16 protein-coding genes and 1 tRNA gene are annotated in these 15,477 nt (G+C 60.8%); 6 read left to right on the top strand and 11 right to left on the bottom strand.

Features of this window, described 5'->3' with window-relative positions; genetic code table 11:
• The first annotated feature begins 5 nt into the window (after positions 1-5).
• Genes argJ through AC1DHL_RS11080 form a run of 3 tightly spaced genes read left to right on the top strand, consistent with a single transcriptional unit; the run spans position 6 to position 2,529 of the window.
• On the top strand, positions 6-1,235 hold the full coding sequence (argJ, locus tag AC1DHL_RS11090) for a bifunctional glutamate N-acetyltransferase/amino-acid acetyltransferase ArgJ (RefSeq protein ID WP_478098426.1): 1,230 nt from the start codon (positions 6-8) through the stop codon (positions 1,233-1,235).
• The gene (locus tag AC1DHL_RS11085; RefSeq protein ID WP_478098424.1) at positions 1,232-2,101 is read left to right on the top strand and encodes an ATP-binding protein; all 870 of its coding nucleotides are present in this window, start codon (positions 1,232-1,234) and stop codon (positions 2,099-2,101) included. Before argJ ends, AC1DHL_RS11085 begins: the two co-directional genes overlap by 4 nt.
• Positions 2,101-2,529 (top strand): NUDIX domain-containing protein, encoded by a 429-nt coding sequence (locus tag AC1DHL_RS11080; RefSeq protein ID WP_478098422.1) that lies wholly within the window; start codon positions 2,101-2,103, stop codon positions 2,527-2,529. Before AC1DHL_RS11085 ends, AC1DHL_RS11080 begins: the two co-directional genes overlap by 1 nt.
• Before the next feature lie 57 nt (positions 2,530-2,586).
• Here the strand turns inward: AC1DHL_RS11080 and AC1DHL_RS11075 are convergent, their stop codons facing one another.
• The 11 genes from AC1DHL_RS11075 to AC1DHL_RS11025 all read right to left on the bottom strand — a co-directional run bounded on the left by AC1DHL_RS11075 (position 2,587) and on the right by AC1DHL_RS11025 (position 13,549).
• Entirely contained in the window at positions 2,587-2,796 is a 210-nt protein-coding gene (locus AC1DHL_RS11075; protein ID WP_478098420.1) for a DNA gyrase inhibitor YacG, read from the bottom strand.
• Positions 2,793-3,548, bottom strand: coding sequence for a cell division protein ZapD (zapD, locus tag AC1DHL_RS11070; protein WP_478098718.1), 756 nt, complete (start codon positions 3,546-3,548; stop codon positions 2,793-2,795). Before zapD ends, AC1DHL_RS11075 begins: the two co-directional genes overlap by 4 nt.
• A 34-nt stretch (positions 3,549-3,582) precedes the next feature.
• The gene (locus tag AC1DHL_RS11065) at positions 3,583-4,596 is read right to left on the bottom strand and encodes an alginate O-acetyltransferase AlgX-related protein (protein ID WP_478098418.1); all 1,014 of its coding nucleotides are present in this window, start codon (positions 4,594-4,596) and stop codon (positions 3,583-3,585) included.
• 1 nt (position 4,597) lies between these two features.
• A complete protein-coding gene (locus AC1DHL_RS11060; protein ID WP_478162023.1) occupies positions 4,598-6,091 on the bottom strand; it encodes an MBOAT family O-acyltransferase in 1,494 nt (497 codons plus the stop codon).
• A 75-nt stretch (positions 6,092-6,166) separates the two neighbouring features.
• A complete protein-coding gene (coaE, locus tag AC1DHL_RS11055; RefSeq protein WP_478162022.1) occupies positions 6,167-6,769 on the bottom strand; it encodes a dephospho-CoA kinase in 603 nt (200 codons plus the stop codon).
• Between the two features lie 13 nt (positions 6,770-6,782).
• Positions 6,783-7,625: a prepilin peptidase gene (locus tag AC1DHL_RS11050; RefSeq protein WP_478098412.1), complete on the bottom strand. Its 843-nt coding sequence runs from the start codon at positions 7,623-7,625 to the stop codon at positions 6,783-6,785.
• A complete protein-coding gene (locus AC1DHL_RS11045) occupies positions 7,625-8,848 on the bottom strand; it encodes a type II secretion system F family protein (RefSeq protein ID WP_478098409.1) in 1,224 nt (407 codons plus the stop codon). Before AC1DHL_RS11045 ends, AC1DHL_RS11050 begins: the two co-directional genes overlap by 1 nt.
• Before the next feature lie 20 nt (positions 8,849-8,868).
• Entirely contained in the window at positions 8,869-10,602 is a 1,734-nt protein-coding gene (pilB, locus tag AC1DHL_RS11040) for a type IV-A pilus assembly ATPase PilB (RefSeq protein WP_478098407.1), read from the bottom strand.
• Positions 10,603-11,045: 443 nt separating this feature from the next.
• On the bottom strand, positions 11,046-12,374 hold the full coding sequence (locus AC1DHL_RS11035) for an IS1182 family transposase (protein WP_478162021.1): 1,329 nt from the start codon (positions 12,372-12,374) through the stop codon (positions 11,046-11,048).
• Positions 12,375-12,442: 68 nt separating this feature from the next.
• Positions 12,443-12,519 (bottom strand) — tRNA-Pro (locus tag AC1DHL_RS11030).
• A gap of 37 nt (positions 12,520-12,556) precedes the next feature.
• Positions 12,557-13,549, bottom strand: a complete 993-nt coding sequence (locus tag AC1DHL_RS11025) for a polyprenyl synthetase family protein (RefSeq protein WP_478162020.1) — start codon at positions 13,547-13,549, stop codon at positions 12,557-12,559.
• Between the two features lie 187 nt (positions 13,550-13,736).
• On the opposite strand from AC1DHL_RS11025, the gene rplU reads away from it, so the two are divergent.
• The 3 genes from rplU to cgtA all read left to right on the top strand — a co-directional run bounded on the left by rplU (position 13,737) and on the right by cgtA (position 15,442).
• Complete coding sequence (gene rplU / locus AC1DHL_RS11020; RefSeq protein WP_093105742.1) at positions 13,737-14,048, top strand: 50S ribosomal protein L21; 312 nt, start codon at positions 13,737-13,739, stop codon at positions 14,046-14,048.
• Between the two features lie 12 nt (positions 14,049-14,060).
• Entirely contained in the window at positions 14,061-14,318 is a 258-nt protein-coding gene (rpmA, locus tag AC1DHL_RS11015; RefSeq protein WP_478098401.1) for a 50S ribosomal protein L27, read from the top strand.
• A 68-nt stretch (positions 14,319-14,386) separates the two neighbouring features.
• Positions 14,387-15,442, top strand: a complete 1,056-nt coding sequence (cgtA, locus tag AC1DHL_RS11010) for an Obg family GTPase CgtA (protein ID WP_478098399.1) — start codon at positions 14,387-14,389, stop codon at positions 15,440-15,442.
• Positions 15,443-15,477: the final 35 nt, after the last annotated feature.

Here is a 15,477-nt window from a genome sequence, read left to right as displayed (position 1 = left end):
TACCCATGCCCGTGAATCTCTCCGCCCCCGATCCCTCAGCGCTGCACGCGGTTCCAGGTGTCCGCATCGGCGTCGCCGAAGCCGGTGTGCGCAAGGCCAATCGCAAGGACCTGACGGTGGTGCTGATCGATGAGGGCGCCGCCGTGGGAGGTGTGTTCACGCAGAACCGCTTTTGCGCGGCGCCGGTCCAGGTCTGCCGTGATCACCTGGAGAAGAATTTCGGGATTCGCGCGATGCTGATCAACACCGGCAATGCGAATGCCGGAACGGGCGAAGACGGTTTGGCGCGCACTCGGGCGACGTGTATTGCGCTCGCCCGCGAGCTGAACCTGGCGCCGGAACAAATCCTGCCCTTTTCCACTGGCGTGATCATGGAGCCGCTTCCGATCGACAGGATCGAAGCCGGGCTGCCTGCCGCCCTGGCCGACGCCGCACCCGCGAACTGGGCGCGCGCCGCAGAAGGCATCATGACCACCGACACCGTGCCCAAGGCCTTCAGCCAGCAAGTACGCATTGGTGGCGCGACTGTCACCATCACCGGTATCAGCAAGGGCGCCGGAATGATCCGTCCGAACATGGCGACCATGCTCGGATTCATGGCGACCGACGCGAAGATCGATGCATCGCTGATCCAACCGCTCGCCGGGGCGCTGGCCGATGCATCCTTCAACCGGGTGACGATTGACGGCGACACGTCGACCAACGATTCCTTCGTGGTCATCGCCACGCAGAAGGCGGCGCACGACACCATCACCTCCCTCGATTCCGCCGAAGGGCGTGCCCTGCTGGAGGCCATGCAAAACGTTGCCCGCCAACTGGCGCAAGCCATCGTGCGTGACGGTGAAGGGGCGACCAAGTTCATCACGATTCGCGTCGAAGGCGGTCGTGATGGGGCCGAGTGCCGGCAGGTGGCCTATGCGGTCGCGCATTCGCCGCTGGTCAAGACGGCGTTTTTTGCGAGCGACCCCAACCTTGGGCGCATTCTTGCGGCCGTCGGCTACGCCGGCATCGTCGACCTGGACCAGACGGGCATCGACCTTTATCTCGACGACGTGCATGTGGCGGTCAAGGGCGGCCGCAATCCGTCCTACCGTGAAGAAGACGGCCAGCGCGTCATGAAGCAGAGCGAGATCCTGGTGCGCATCGTGCTGGGTCGCGGCAATGCTGCGGATACGGTCTGGACTTGCGATCTCAGCCACGACTACGTGTCGATCAACGCCGACTACCGGTCATGAACGAGAAGTTCGAACGCCTGATCGAACGCGCCGAGCAACTGATTGGTCGCATCGAATCGATCCTCCCCCAACCACTGGCGGCCCCCGCCGACTGGAATGCGTCCATCGCATGGCGCTATCGCCGCCGCAGCTCCGGCCATGGCACGTTGGAGCCGGTGCGTCACGTTGCCAAGATGCCACTCGACGCGTTGAAGGAAATCGACGCCCAGAAGGAAAAAATCGAGCGCAACACCCGCCAGTTCGTCGAAGGCAAGCCGGCCAACAACGTTCTGCTGACCGGTGCCCGGGGCACTGGAAAGTCGTCGTTGATCCGCGCGTGTCTCCATGCCTATGCGCCGCAGGGCCTGCGCCTGATCGAGGTCGACAAGGCCGAATTGACGGATCTGCCTGACATCATCGAAGTGGTCTCGAACCGGCCGGAGAAGTTCATCGTCTTCAGCGATGACTTGAGCTTCGACGAGGGCGAGCCGGGTTACAAGGCTCTGAAGTCGATCCTGGACGGATCGATCGCGGCGGCCACGCCGAACGTTCTGATCTACGCGACCAGCAACCGGCGTCATTTGCTGCCCGAGTACATGAAGGACAACCTGAGCTACACCCACACCGAGGATGGCGAGGTGCATCCTGGCGAAGTGATCGAGGAGAAGATCTCTCTCTCCGAGCGCTTCGGTCTCTGGGTGAGCTTCTACCCGTTCAGCCAGAACGAGTACCTGACGATCGTCGCGCAATGGCTTTCGTCATTTGGCGTCGACGCGAAGGCCATCGAGGCAGCGCGCCCCGAGGCCTTGGTATGGGCACTCGAAAGAGGCTCGCGCAGTGGACGCGTCGCGTACCAGTTTGCGCGCGACTACGCTGGACGAGCCTGATGTCCGAGACCACGACGCCACGCAAGCACACTGAGGTCGCCGTCGGCATTCTCATCCGCGAAGACGATGCGCTGCTGCTGTCGACGCGACCGGAAGGCAAGCCTTACGCGGGGTATTGGGAGTTTCCGGGCGGCAAGATCGAAGTCGGCGAGACGGTCGAACAGGCGTTGCGACGCGAGCTCCACGAGGAGCTTGGAATCACGATCAAAGGGGCGGTCATCTGGAAGGTGACCGAGCACGACTATCCGCACGCGCTCGTAAGGCTGCATTGGTGCAAGGTCACGGCCTGGGCAGGTGACTTCGAAATGCGCGAAGGCCAATCGATGTGTTGGCAGCAATTGCCGCTCGATGTGGCACCGGTGTTGCCGGGGGCGCTGCCGGTCCTGGAATGGCTCGCTGAGGAGCGGGGTCAGTCCAAGGTCACCTGACCGGAAAGCCGACGGGGCCAGCCAACGAGGGCCCGTAGGCTGGTGGTCAATCCATCATCATTGGCGCTTGGGATCGCCGAATGGATCGTCGTCGGGCGGCGTTTCTGCCGGCATCCTGAATTCTTCACTCGCCCAGGCGCCGAGATCGATCCCCTTGCAGCGAGCACTGCAGAACGGACGGTAAGGGTTGCGCGGCGCGTAGATGCTGTCCTGCCCACACGCCGGACACCTGACGATACGCTCGCCAAAAGAATTCTCGGGGCTCATGCGCAAAGGGTCAGCTCGAATGGCGTGTCGTCGGTGCTCTGGTGCAAGCGGTCGTCGGCTTCCTGTCGCATGAGACGCACAGACACCATCAAGCGATTTCCACTGATTTCAGGGATAAGGCCGAGTTTGGGATCGATCTTCAGACGGAGCAACTGAAAGCTGCGGCCCTGCGGTAGCGTCTGCTGGAATTGCCCATGCGCCGCCATGACTTTGTAGGGCACGTCCGCATCGCGCAGCAACTTCAACAACAGATAGATCGACTCGGCCAGCGGCGCCAGCGTCGACGACCAACGTTCCAGATCTGCGCGTCGCTCAGTGGGGCGGCCGTTCTGCCAGGCGAAGTAAGCTGGCAGATCGAATTCACAAGTGCCGCCTGGGATGCTTGCACGGCTGCGAATGCTCATCAGCCACTCGTTCTCGGTCAAGGCTTGGCCCGCCTTGCCCGGCACGGTATTGAGCGTCGTGAAGTTGCTCTCAAGCTTGCTGACGACCTGATCCAGCACCGATTCGGCGATCGCCGGGTTGCCGCGATAGCTGTTGAATACGTTCTTGTGTTTGTCGAGATCTCTGAGGACGTCGGCCTTGAGATCGGCACGGGCCGCCACGTCCATGATCTCGAAGATCGTGACGAGCGCGTAGTGATGCAGCAGGGCCGAATCGGCAGGCACCAGTTCACCAAGACGGCGGAACAGGTGCTCCAGCCGCAAATAGGTCCGGATGCGCTCGTTGAATGGGTACTCGTAAAGAATCACGCGTGACGGCTTCCGATCAGAGACGATGATAGCCTCAAGATGGCTTCGCCGGCGGTTGCGGCACGATCTTGCGGACTGCCTCGAGCATGATCTGGCCAACCGCCAACTGTCCATGCATCGACAGGTGCGTGTCGTTGGGGAAAAAGAAGTCGCGGATCTTCTTCCTCTGCTCCCTGGCAAAGGTAAAAAGGTCCGGCCCCAGCCCTGCTTGAGTGAAGGCTGTCACAAAATCTTTCGAATGATCCGGCATGACGTAGGTTGTCGTCTTGTTGGGAATCACCATCCACATGATCGAGCGGCTCGGATGGGCCTTGTTGAAGGCCTCCATCTGCGCGACGTTCTCAATGGTTAGCTCGCCGTTGTCGACGTCGTCCCTGAAGAACAATGCCTTCTCGCAATATCGATTGCTGAACATGGAGCAGCCGTCGGGCACGGGGCGCACCCATGTCACGTTGCTGGCCAGCGTGGCACCGTCCGATTTCTTCGCCGCGCGAGTATTCCGGTAAGTTGTATAGCCCGATGTCAGCTTTGCCGTCCAGTTGAGGGCGAATCCGGGCGGGTGTTCGGGATTTTCGAAGAAGGGCTTGGCCAGGGGCTCGATTGGCTTGAGCATCTTGGCGCATTTCTGCGTGTTGACAAGTCGATCGTTGAGCAAGCGTTCGGAGCTTTCGATCACGACCAGCTTGCCCCGGAAGCCCGCGCGATCAAGCCATGCATCGAAGTCATCGCACAGCGATTCGCCTAGCTCGCCCCAATAGACCGTTGAGATCCGGTAACCCTGCTTCGTGAGCACCGATTGCCAACGGTATGTCATTGAGTAGCTGTCGCCGAGCACCAGAATGTCCGCATCCGTGATGGGCGAGCCTCGAAGATATCGAGGATCGACGTGGGGCGGTTCCAACTGCCAACCGAACTCGTGATCGGAGACCAATCCGATCCTCGACAAATCGCCATAGGGGATGGTCGTGCTCAAAGTGACGATCAGCATCGCGACGATCACGGCGAAGCCTGCCGCGAAGATCTGCAACCAAAGTTTTGCGGGCGTCATATCAGAACTGGAAATAGAGGAATGGGCTGTAGGTACCCAGCCTCGACACGCAAAGGCCGAAAAGAATCACAGTCACCAGTGCCATGAGTGCGGTGAAAACCGTCGCGGCACGTGGGCGACCGGCCAGGGCCTGCGCCTGCGGGACCCAACGCTGCAGCGTGATGGTCGGTGGCAAGGCGAGGCAGATGAAGAGTCCGACCAGCATCGTCTGGAAGAACTCGGGCTTGCGAGACGGAACGCGGCCGAACTCTTCGAAGGCCACGAGCGGCGCGCCGTGCATTCCAAGCATGCCCTTGTAGATCTCGATCGCAGCATGCATGCTTTCCGCGCGGAAGACGACCCAGGCGATCATCACGAAGACGAAGGTCAGGAACCAGCCAAGAACGCGTGCCGGGCGGCCCGGCTTGGAATTGCGACGCACCTTGGCGTTCCAGAGGTGGTTGACGGCGAGAAATGCGCCGTGCAGGGCGCCCCAGATCACGAAAGTCCAGGCCGCGCCATGCCAGAGACCGCCGAGCAGCATCGTGATGAAGAGATTCAGGTATCGACGCGCCGGCCCCTTGCGATTGCCGCCCAGAGGAACGTAGAGGTAGTCGCGAAGGAACGTCGAAAGCGAAATGTGCCAGCGGCGCCAGAATTCGATGAGGCTGGTCGACTTGTACGGAGAGTTGAAGTTGAGCGGTAGTTCCACGCCCAGGCACAGCGACAGGCCCACCGCCATGTCCGAATACCCCGAAAAGTCGAAGTAGATCTGCAGGGTGTAGGCGAGCACACCGAGCCATGCGGTGTAAAGCGTAGGCACGGCACCGTTGTGGACGCCGGTGAACATGAGGTCGGCATATTCGCCCATCTTGTCGCCGATGAGCAGCTTCTTGGCCAGACCGAACACGAAGATCGCGAGGCCCAGTGCGACCTTGTTCAAGTCCACTCGATAAGTCGCCGGGTTGGCGAACTGGGGCATCATTTGCGCGTGATGCAGCACGGGGCCCGCAATCAGGTGCGGGAAGTACGTGACAAAGAGCACGTAGTGCACGAAGCTGCGTTCGTGGACCTTGTCCTGCCAGCAATCGACCAGGAATGCAATCTGCGTGAACGTATAGAAGGAGATGCCGATTGGCAGTGCAATGTGCAGCAACGGCAATGGCGTGAAGCCGGCCGCGGCAAGCCCTTCATTCACATTGCTGACGAAGAAGTTCGCGTACTTGAACGTGGCGAGCACGCCAAGATTGACCACCAACGCGATGATCAGCATGCGCTTTCTACCGGACTCGGTGCGCCCGGGTCCGTTCGTCAGGCGCAGTCCTGCCCAGTAGTTGAAGCAGATCGATCCGACCAGCAGCGGGACGGCATTGACGCTCCACCAACCGTAGAAGAACAGTGACGCCAGCGCGAGGAAACCGGCCGCAGCGCGCGCATTTCGCTTTCCGATGAGGAAGAACCCGAAAAGGACGATCGGGAAATAGCAGAAGATGAACGCGTATGAATTGAAGAGCATCTTTGGGGCTGTCTCGCGGGGCTTACTTGTGCGCCGCTTTCTTGTTGTCCGGCGCATGGGCCGGCTAACCGGGGATTATCGCGTGCCCGCGACCACCCACCGCTCCCAGAGACCCCGTACGTTGGAAGAGAGTTCCTCCAAGCTCAAACTCTCGTTGTAGATCACGGCGTCGGCCGCCGCCCTGCGCAAGGCGCGAGCGACCTGTTGGGCGATCACCGAGCGAACCGCATTGGGCGTCCAACCCGACCGGGCGACCACGCGTTCCAGCTGTGTTTGCTCGGTCGCATCGATCACCAGAACGCGATCGACGATTCCGCGCCAGCGCCTTGATTCGACCAGCAACGGCACGTCGAACACGATGGGTTGCCCTACGGCCGCCGAGGCGGCCTGGCGTTCGCACTCGGCGCCGATCAAGGGATGCAGGATGGCTTCCAGGCGCTTCTTGGCCATGGGGTCGAGGAACGCAATTTCCCTCATGTGCGTTCGGTCCATGCTGCCGTCCGGCGTGATGATGGACGGACCGAATTCCGCCTCGAGCGCCGGCATGGCCGCGCCGCGCGGCGCGGTCATCGCTCTTGCGATGGCATCGGTGTCGACCAGATGTGCGCCCAGAAGGACCAGCATGGACGCGACGGTGCTTTTGCCGCTTCCTATGCCTCCGGTCAGGCCGATGCGCATGGTTCGCGGGACCCTAAAGGCCCACCACTCGGAGGATCGCGTCGGGGCCGAAGACCATGGCGGTGAAGCCAGCCCCTGCCAGGAACGGCCCGAAAGGCACATAGCCGCCTTCGCGCAGTTTGCTATTGATCTTGAGTGCGAGACCGACGATCACGCCAATGACCGAAGCCATCAGGATGATCGGTACCAACGCTTGCCACCCGAACCATGCACCGAAGGCGGCAAACAGCTTGAAGTCGCCGTAGCCCATGCCTTCCTTTCCGGTCGTCAGCTTGAACAGCCAATAGACGGCCCAGAGCGAACAATAGCCGGCAACGGCACCCCAGACGGCGTTGGTGACCGAAATTCCCGTGAAGCCAGCGATGGAGGCCAGCAGGCCCGCCCACAGCAACGGCAGCGTGATGTCGTCGGGGAGGAGGGTCGTATCCCAGTCGATCAGCGCCAATGCCAGGAGCGCCGCCGCGAAGCCGCACCATGCAAGGCTGCCGAACGTGCCCGGCATGCGCCAGACACACCACGCGAACAACGCCGCGGTCACTATTTCGACCAACGGATAGCGCAGGCTGATCGGCGTTTTGCATGCCGAGCATTTGCCGCGCAGGAACACATAGCTGAGAACCGGAATGTTTTCGTACCAGCGAATCACATGGCTGCATTTCTGACAGCGCGAGTGCGGCACCATCAGGTTGAACCGCTCCGCGGGAGGTGGCTCCGATTCGTTCAAGCTGGCGCAGTCCGCAGCCCATTGCTGTTCGAGCATCTTGGGCAGTCGATAGATCACGACATTGAGAAAGCTGCCGATCAACAACCCGAGCAAGCCGGCCAACGCGGCGTCCACCCCGTGCGAAACCAGCATCAGACGACCTGGCCGAGCTTGAAGATGGGCAGGTACATCGAAACCACGATGCCGCCGATGATGACGCCGAGGAACACGATGATGATGGGTTCCATCAGGCTCGAGAGGCCGGCGACCATATCGTCGACCTCAGACTCGTAGAAGTCGGCCGCCTTGCCCAGCATGTGATCAATGGAGCCTGATTCCTCTCCAATGGCGGTCATCTGCAAGACCATCGAAGGGAACAGGTTGGCGTTGGTCATTGCCGTAGTCAGGCTTGTTCCGGTCGACACTTCCTGCTGGATCTTGGTCGTCGCTTCCGCGTAGACCGAGTTGCCGGATGCGCCGCCCACTGAATCGAGCGCTTCGACCAGCGGGACGCCCGCGGCAAACATGGTGGCAAGTGTTCGCGTCCAGCGCGCAACGCACGACTTGTCGATCAGCGCACCGAATATCGGCAGACGAAGGAGAAGGCGGTCCATGACCTTCTGAACGCGCTCGTTGCGCTTCCATGCCTGGAGGAAAAAGTAAGTGCCGCCGCCGACGACGCCGAAGATCAACCACCAGTAGGAAACGAAGAATTCGCTGATGCCCATGACGATCAGGGTCGGGGCGGGCAGGTCTGCGCCGAAGGAGGTGAACACCTGCTTGAATGCGGGGATCACGAAAATCATGATGATGGCCACCACCACGAAAGCAACCACGATCACCGAGGTCGGATACATCAGGGCTGACTTGATCTTCGACTTGATCGCCTCGGTCTTCTCCATATAGGTGGCCAGACGATCGAGCAGGTCTTCAAGAATACCGGCGGCCTCGCCGGCCTCGACCAGATTGCAATAGAGATTGTCGAAATACTTTGGAAACTTGCGAAACGCGGAGGACAGCGAGGTACCAGTTTCCACGTCGCTGCGGATGTCGTTGAGCAGTTTTGCCACGCTCGGATTGGCGTTGCCGCGGCCCACGATGTCGAAGGCCTGCAGCAAGGGTACGCCCGCCTTCATCATGGTGGCCAATTGGCGGGTGAAGATCGCGATGTCCTTCGGCTTGATCGCCTTGCCGGAGCGCATCCGACGCTTCTTGATCTTCGTCGTCAGCACACCCTGGCGCCGCAGAGCGGCCTGCACCTGGTTTTCGCCAGCGGCCCGTACCTCGCCGCGGACTGTCTTCCCGCTGCGGTCCTTTCCCTCCCACTCGAAGATGTATTCCTTGAGCGTTCGGTTTGATGCTGCTGCCGTTGCCATTGATTCTCCGCTTCTCGGTGCTATTCGTTGGTGACCGCGACCACTTCTTCAAGTGACGTCAGTCCCTGCATAACTTTCTTCAACCCGGATTGGCGCAGCGAACGCACGCCCTCGGCCTCCGCCTGCTTGGCGATATCCAGCGAAGATCCGTCGCGAAGAATGATCTTCTGGATCTCCTCGCTGATCGGCATCACTTGGTAGATGCCGACGCGGCCCTTGTAGCCGCCATTGCAGGCGGAGCATCCGACCGGGTGGTATGGCTTCCAGGTGCCGTCGACTTGATGATCCTTGAAACCCGCGTCGATCAATGCCTGTTTGGGCACGTCTGCGGGGGCGCGGCATACGGTGCACAAGCGCCGAGCAAGGCGCTGCGCGGTGATCAGGATCACGCTGGAAGCGATGTTGAAGGGCGCAATACCCATGTTGCGCATCCGCGTCAGCGTGGTGGGCGCGTCGTTGGTGTGCAGGGTTGAAAGTACCAGGTGGCCCGTCTGCGCCGCCTTGATTGAAATGTCGGCCGTCTCGAGGTCACGAATTTCGCCAACCATGATGATGTCGGGATCCTGCCGCAGGAAGGCACGTAGCGCTGTCGCGAAAGTCAGGCCCGCCTTCTCGTTGACGTTGACCTGATTCACGCCTGGCAGATTGATTTCGGATGGGTCTTCTGCCGTCGCGATGTTGACGCCCGGTTTGTTGAGCATGTTCAGACAGGTGTACAGCGACACTGTCTTGCCCGAACCCGTGGGCCCTGTGACCAGCACCATGCCGTAAGGGCGGGCGATGGCTTGCAGCAAGCGCTCTTTTTCGTCAGCGTCGTAGCCGAGCGCGTCGATGCCTAGTCGTGCACTGCTCGGGTCAAGAATACGGATGACGATTTTTTCGCCGAACAGGGTTGGCAGCGTGCTCACCCGGAAATCGATGACCCGCTCGGGACCGATCTTGAGCTTCATTCGCCCGTCCTGGGGAATGCGCTTCTCGGATATGTCCAGTCTTGAGATGACCTTGATGCGCGAGGCCAGCTTGTCCTTGATGACGGTCGGCGGACTTGCGATTTCGCGCAGTTCGCCGTCGATGCGGAAGCGAACACGGTAGTTGTGTTCGTAGGGCTCGAAGTGAATATCGGACGCGCGCATGCTGAACGCGTCGAGCAGCATCTTGTGAAGAAACCGGACGACCGGCGCATCCTCGACTTCGGCAACGGCTTGGTCGGGAGTCTCACCTGGTGTGTCCGTCGAAATCTCGTCGAACTCGAACTCAGCGCCGATGATGCTGTCGATCGTTTCGGAGGCCGTGACGGCCGCCGCTTCGATCATGCGAGAGAGCTTGTCGTACTCCGCGATGACCCAGTCAACGCCCATTTGCGACGCGAACTTGATCTTTTCAGCTGCCTGCTGATCGGAGGGATCGGCTGTTGCGACAATGAGACGGTTATTGCGCTTGCTAAGGACAACGACTCGGTAGGCCTGGCAAAGCTTGGTGTCAAGCAAGTCTTTGGGGAGACGCTGCGGATCGATGGCGTCGAGATCGAGCAGCGGCGCACCAAAGGCGCTCGATAGCGTATGCGCCAGATCGGCCGCCGAGACCGCACCTGTGCCGGTCAACTCCGCAATGAAGCTGGTGCGCCCGCTAAGGGACTTCTGATAGATGTCTTCCGCAACTTTAGCGGGGAGCTTTCCAGCCGAGACCAAGGCGCGCGCCAGTCCCGGAAGGGCGACAGGCGAGCTTTCTTTGACTAGGGGTTCGGCAGCGGCCATTCAACAATGTAAAAAACGTGAAAAAGTGCTTCACGATCATCGCTGATCACCCAGGGGCTGTAAACCTCTTCGCGATCGGTGATCGCGGAGGATTTGGCACTTGCAGCTCAAAAGGCTGGTCGGCTCAGCGAGGATTGAAGCCTCTAACCTCTTAAAAGGGAAAGGCATCTTATCAGCAGACCGAAGAAGCGCGGGGTGGGTTGAATGACGTTGCCGAAAGACGGAGACTCCGCTCCCATGCCCCATTGCAAGGCTGGCATTCAATGCTCGACGCTAGGAGGCCGCGCGGCAGAAGGTTGAGATGATGTCGATGGCGCAAGATTCAGCGCCGGCGACGCGGCCACCGGCAACTCGATAACCGTAGCGCCCAGTGCAAGCCTCGATGCGACTGTCGAGCGCCCTGATGTTCATGTTTCCGAGTGCCATCGGGCCTTCGGATCCTCTCAGGCACAGCGCATTGCGCACATCCTTTTCAGGTTCAGCGCCATGCACACGAGCTTGAACTCGGCCTCGACCTTCCTCAGACCCCGGAGGCTGAACTGCCGGAAGCCCAACACGCTCTTGATCCACCCGTTGGGCGCCTCCACGATCCACTTCCTCTTGCGGTAGGCCGCCTGTGTTTCTGGCGTCTTGAACTTGGCTTCCATCGCCGCGGTGCGTGGATATTGTTCGGCGTTGATGTCCACCGCCTGCTTGCCCTCCCGGCCCAGCGCCACGATCAGCTCGCTTGGACCCTCGCTGAACTGCTCGAACACCGCCTCCGAGCGGAACCCCGCATCGGCCAGCACTTGCCGGGCATCCTCGCCCAGGTTGGCCTTCACGGCTGCCAACAGCACCGGCAGTTGCTCACCGTCGGACGCGTTGTTGGTGAGCTCCGCAGCGACCACAATCTGCGCCGTCTCGTCCACTGCGGTGTGGGCGTTGTAGCTGTAGTCGTAGCCTCCGCCAGCGCGTTTCATGACGCGGCTGTCTGGATCGGTGAAGCTCTCCTGGGAACTGTCCTTGGGAACGCCGAAGTCGCGACTGAATTGCCGGCCTCGCTTGGGCTTGCCATCCTTGTCTCGGGGCTTGCGCTCGTCATCCTTGCTGCGCCCGCGGGCCGCATCGGCTTCTTGCTGGCGTTGCTCCAGTCGCAGCTTGGCCGCGGTGATCGCGGCCAGCCGGTCAGTTCTGCGTTTGATCTCGCCGGGAATGTCCAGATCCGGCTCGTTCTTCTCCAGGTCGTCGGCCGCTTTGGCGCGATTGAGCAGGCCGTCGATCTGCTCCTTGAGTTCGGCCTCGGCCTTGACCATGCGGTGATAGCTCATGGCCTTGTGGCGGCTGGCGTTGGCCTTGAGCTTGGTGCCGTCCACCGCCACGGTGCCCAGCTTCACCAGCCCGCATTCGCGCGCCAGGCGTACCACCTGCACGAACAGGGCTGCCAACTCCTCGAGGTGCAGCGCCCGGAAATCCGAGAGCGTGCGATGCGCGGGGTAGTTGTCTGCGGCCAGAACACGAAGTACAACGTCTTCGTGCAGCTTGGCCGCCAACTTGCGCGAGCTGAAGGTGCCCGTCGCGTAGCCGTAGATGAGCACCTTGACCATCATGGCCGGATGGAACGGCTGGTTGCGCGGGCCGCCCAGGGCATACCGGGCGTGGAATGCGCTCAGATCAAGACTGTCGACGCTGTCGCTGATGAAATACGCCAGGTGCCCTTCAGGCAGCCAGTCTTGCAGTGCGTCGGGCAGCAGTCGTTGCTGTTGCGGCTCGTAGGGCAGATAGCTTGCGGGCATGGGACCGCAATCTACCAAGCCATCATGCGTCCGTCACGCTTCTGCCGCGCACGCTCCTAGCGGGAATCTGGTCGGGGTGAGAGGATTCGAACCTCCGGCCTCTACGTCCCGAACGTAGCGCTCTACCAGGCTAAGCTACACCCCGATGGTTGCAAGAAAAGAGAGTCGTCCTTCGTGGTGACTTAGGCGCGTCGCTCAAGCAACTGAGCCGCTAATTGTAGCAAACCGGCGGAGTGCGAATTTGCAGGAAAACCACGAAGTGCGTCCATCGCACGCTGAGCCTCTGCCGCTGCAGCGTCTCTCGTGGCTTCAAGAGCGCCCGTTTCCCGCACGATTTCCACGATCCGCGGCAACTGTGTCGTATCTCCGGCTTCTATGGCCGCGCGGATGAAATCTCGTTGATGCGACGTGCCGCGTTGCATGGCGAGAATCAAGGGAAGTGTGGTCTTGCCTTCGCGAAGGTCATCTCCCACGTTCTTGCCGGTCTCGTTCGCGTCGCCGGCGTAATCCAGGACATCATCGATGACTTGGAAGGCCGTGCCGAGCGCTTGGCCGTAGGTGGCGCACGCCTCCTCGACTTCGGGTGTTGCCTTGGCGAGTACCGCCGCAAGCCGAGTGCTTGCCTCGAACAACTTGGCGGTCTTGGAGCGAATCACCCTGAGATAGGCTTCCTTGTCGAGCGAGGCGTCATGCATGTTCATCAGTTGGAGCACTTCCCCTTCGGCGATGACATTGGTTGCCTCGGCGAGTATCTCCATGACCCGGATGTCGTTCGCGTCCAACATCATTTGGAACGCGCGGGAGTACAGGAAGTCACCCACGAGTACGCTCGCGGGGTTTCCAAAGGATTCATTGGCTGTCGGTCGGCCGCGGCGAAGCGTCGATTCGTCGACGACGTCATCGTGTAACAGCGTCGCCGTGTGGATAAATTCCACGACGGCAGCCAAGTTGAAGCGTTGCTCCCCCTGATAACCCAGCGAGCCAGCCATGAGGAGGAGCAATGCGGGCCTCAGTCGTTTGCCGCCCGCGGAAATGATGTACTTCGACACCTGGCTCACGAGCGGCACGCCAGTATCGAGCCGGCGGGCGATCACAAGATCGACCCCGGCCATATCTTCTGCAATCAGGCTGAGGACGTTGGCGGCGGGGGAGGTGTCTGCGGCGGGAACTGACAAGGCGAGGGCGCTTGCGCGCTGCGAGAGGTGCGACGATGGCGCTTGGCCGGAAGTCGCCGATTATAGGGAGGCCAAAGGATTAATGGCCTCGCACCTTGGAATGATGGGTGTAGTCAGGCCGCATGCGTGCTAGAATCTTGGGCTCTGCGGAATTTGCCGTAGAGCCATCTTTTCCCAAGAGGTCCACATGTACGCGGTCATAAAAACCGGCGGCAAGCAGTATCGCGTTGCTTCCGGCGAGAAAATTAAAGTAGAACAGATTGCTGCGGACGTAGGCCAGGAAATCGTGATCGACCAAGTTCTCGCAGTCGGCGACGGCAGCGCAATCAAGGTCGGTACGCCCCTGGTGTCCGGCGCATCGGTGACAGCCACGGTGCTGTCGCACGGCAAGCACGACAAGGTTCGCATCTTCAAGATGCGTCGTCGTAAGCACTATCAGAAACGTCAAGGCCATCGCCAGCAGTTCACTGAACTGCAAATCGGCGCGATCGCCGGCTAAGGAGCTGATTCCATGGCACAGAAAAAAGGCGGCGGCTCTACGCGGAACGGGCGTGATTCGAAGCCCAAAATGCTCGGTGTTAAGGCCTTCGGCGGCGAATTGATCAGTGCAGGCTCGATCATCGTGCGCCAACGCGGCACGCAATTCCACCCTGGCATCAATGTCGGCGTGGGCAAGGACCACACGCTATTTGCGCTGGTGGACGGCCATGTGTCTTTCGGCACCAAGGGCGCACTCAACAAGCACACGGTCAACGTGACTCCGGCCTAAGCCTGTCACTTCGATCTTTTCGGAGCCCCGCTTTGCCGGGGCTTCTTCATTTGTAAACTGGATATCTCATGAAGTTCGTGGACGAGGCCTTCATCGACGTTGCTGCCGGCGACGGCGGCAACGGCTGCGTGTCGTTCCGTCATGAGAAGTACAAGGAATTCGGCGGGCCGAACGGCGGCGACGGAGGGCGGGGTGGCCACGTGTTCGCGGTGGCGGACTCAAACCTGAATACCCTGGTCGACTTCCGGTTTTCGCGCCGCCACGAAGCGAAGCGAGGGCAGCACGGGATGGGCTCGGACATGTTCGGCGCCGCCGGCGAAGACATCACGCTCAAGATGCCGGTCGGAACGATCATTTCCGATGCAGAGACCGGCGAGGTGCTTTATGAGCTGTTGGCGCCGGGCGAGGTGATCACGATTGCCAAGGGCGGTGACGGTGGTTTCGGCAACATGCGATTCAAGAGCGCCATCAATCGCGCCCCGCGGCAGAAGACCCCGGGCTGGCCTGGCGAGAAGAAGAACCTCAAGCTCGAACTCAAGGTTTTGGCAGATGTCGGCCTGCTAGGCATGCCGAACGCCGGCAAATCAACGCTCATCAGCGCCATTTCCAACGCGCGGCCGCGCATCGCTGACTATCCCTTTACAACGTTGCATCCCAATCTCGGCGTCGTCCGCGTCGGTCCGGAGCAGAGCTTTGTCGTGGCCGACCTCCCAGGATTGATCGAAGGTGCATCGGAAGGTGCTGGCCTTGGTCATCTCTTTTTGCGTCATCTTCAGCGCACTCGTTTGCTTCTGCACGTGGTCGACCTCGCACCGTTCGACGAGGGAGTCGATCCGGTGGCGCAGGCCAAGGCGATCGTCGGCGAGCTGAAGAAATACGATGCCGCTCTCTACGAAAAGCCTCGCTGGCTGGTGCTGAACAAGCTCGACATGATCCCCGTCGACGAGCGTGCCACGCGCGTCAAGGATTTCGTCAAGAGATTGCGTTTCAAGGGGCCGGTTTTCGAGATTTCTGCGCTCACCCGCGAAGGGTGCGAGCCGTTGGTTCAGGCGATCTACCAGCACGTCAAGGCTCAGCAGGTGGCCGAGCAGCCGCCGACTGAGATCGATCCGCGCTTTTCGTGAGTCCATCCGAGGACGGACAGTCCAGTAGCCATCAA

It is taken from the genome of Variovorax sp. 10L426 (assembly GCF_056395305.1).
Note: the sequence above shows the minus strand (reverse complement) of the source record. Positions and strands in the feature narration are given on the sequence as shown.

What these genes read in the sequence shown, in the direction of transcription:
- argJ (WP_478098426.1), top strand. Translation starts at nt 6, where the DNA reads ATGCCCGTGAATCTCTCCGCCCCCGATCCCTCAGCGCTGCACGCGGTT.
- AC1DHL_RS11060 (WP_478162023.1), bottom strand. Translation starts at nt 6,091, where the DNA reads ATGCTCTTCAATTCATACGCGTTCATCTTCTGCTATTTCCCGATCGTC.
- AC1DHL_RS11080 (WP_478098422.1), top strand. Translation starts at nt 2,101, where the DNA reads ATGTCCGAGACCACGACGCCACGCAAGCACACTGAGGTCGCCGTCGGC.
- AC1DHL_RS11045 (WP_478098409.1), bottom strand. Translation starts at nt 8,848, where the DNA reads ATGGCAACGGCAGCAGCATCAAACCGAACGCTCAAGGAATACATCTTC.
- AC1DHL_RS11035 (WP_478162021.1), bottom strand. Translation starts at nt 12,374, where the DNA reads ATGCCCGCAAGCTATCTGCCCTACGAGCCGCAACAGCAACGACTGCTG.
- AC1DHL_RS11075 (WP_478098420.1), bottom strand. Translation starts at nt 2,796, where the DNA reads ATGAGCCCCGAGAATTCTTTTGGCGAGCGTATCGTCAGGTGTCCGGCG.
- rplU (WP_093105742.1), top strand. Translation starts at nt 13,737, where the DNA reads ATGTACGCGGTCATAAAAACCGGCGGCAAGCAGTATCGCGTTGCTTCC.
- pilB (WP_478098407.1), bottom strand. Translation starts at nt 10,602, where the DNA reads ATGGCCGCTGCCGAACCCCTAGTCAAAGAAAGCTCGCCTGTCGCCCTT.
- AC1DHL_RS11065 (WP_478098418.1), bottom strand. Translation starts at nt 4,596, where the DNA reads ATGACGCCCGCAAAACTTTGGTTGCAGATCTTCGCGGCAGGCTTCGCC.
- AC1DHL_RS11085 (WP_478098424.1), top strand. Translation starts at nt 1,232, where the DNA reads ATGAACGAGAAGTTCGAACGCCTGATCGAACGCGCCGAGCAACTGATT.
- cgtA (WP_478098399.1), top strand. Translation starts at nt 14,387, where the DNA reads ATGAAGTTCGTGGACGAGGCCTTCATCGACGTTGCTGCCGGCGACGGC.
- rpmA (WP_478098401.1), top strand. Translation starts at nt 14,061, where the DNA reads ATGGCACAGAAAAAAGGCGGCGGCTCTACGCGGAACGGGCGTGATTCG.
- AC1DHL_RS11050 (WP_478098412.1), bottom strand. Translation starts at nt 7,625, where the DNA reads ATGCTGGTTTCGCACGGGGTGGACGCCGCGTTGGCCGGCTTGCTCGGG.
- coaE (WP_478162022.1), bottom strand. Translation starts at nt 6,769, where the DNA reads ATGCGCATCGGCCTGACCGGAGGCATAGGAAGCGGCAAAAGCACCGTC.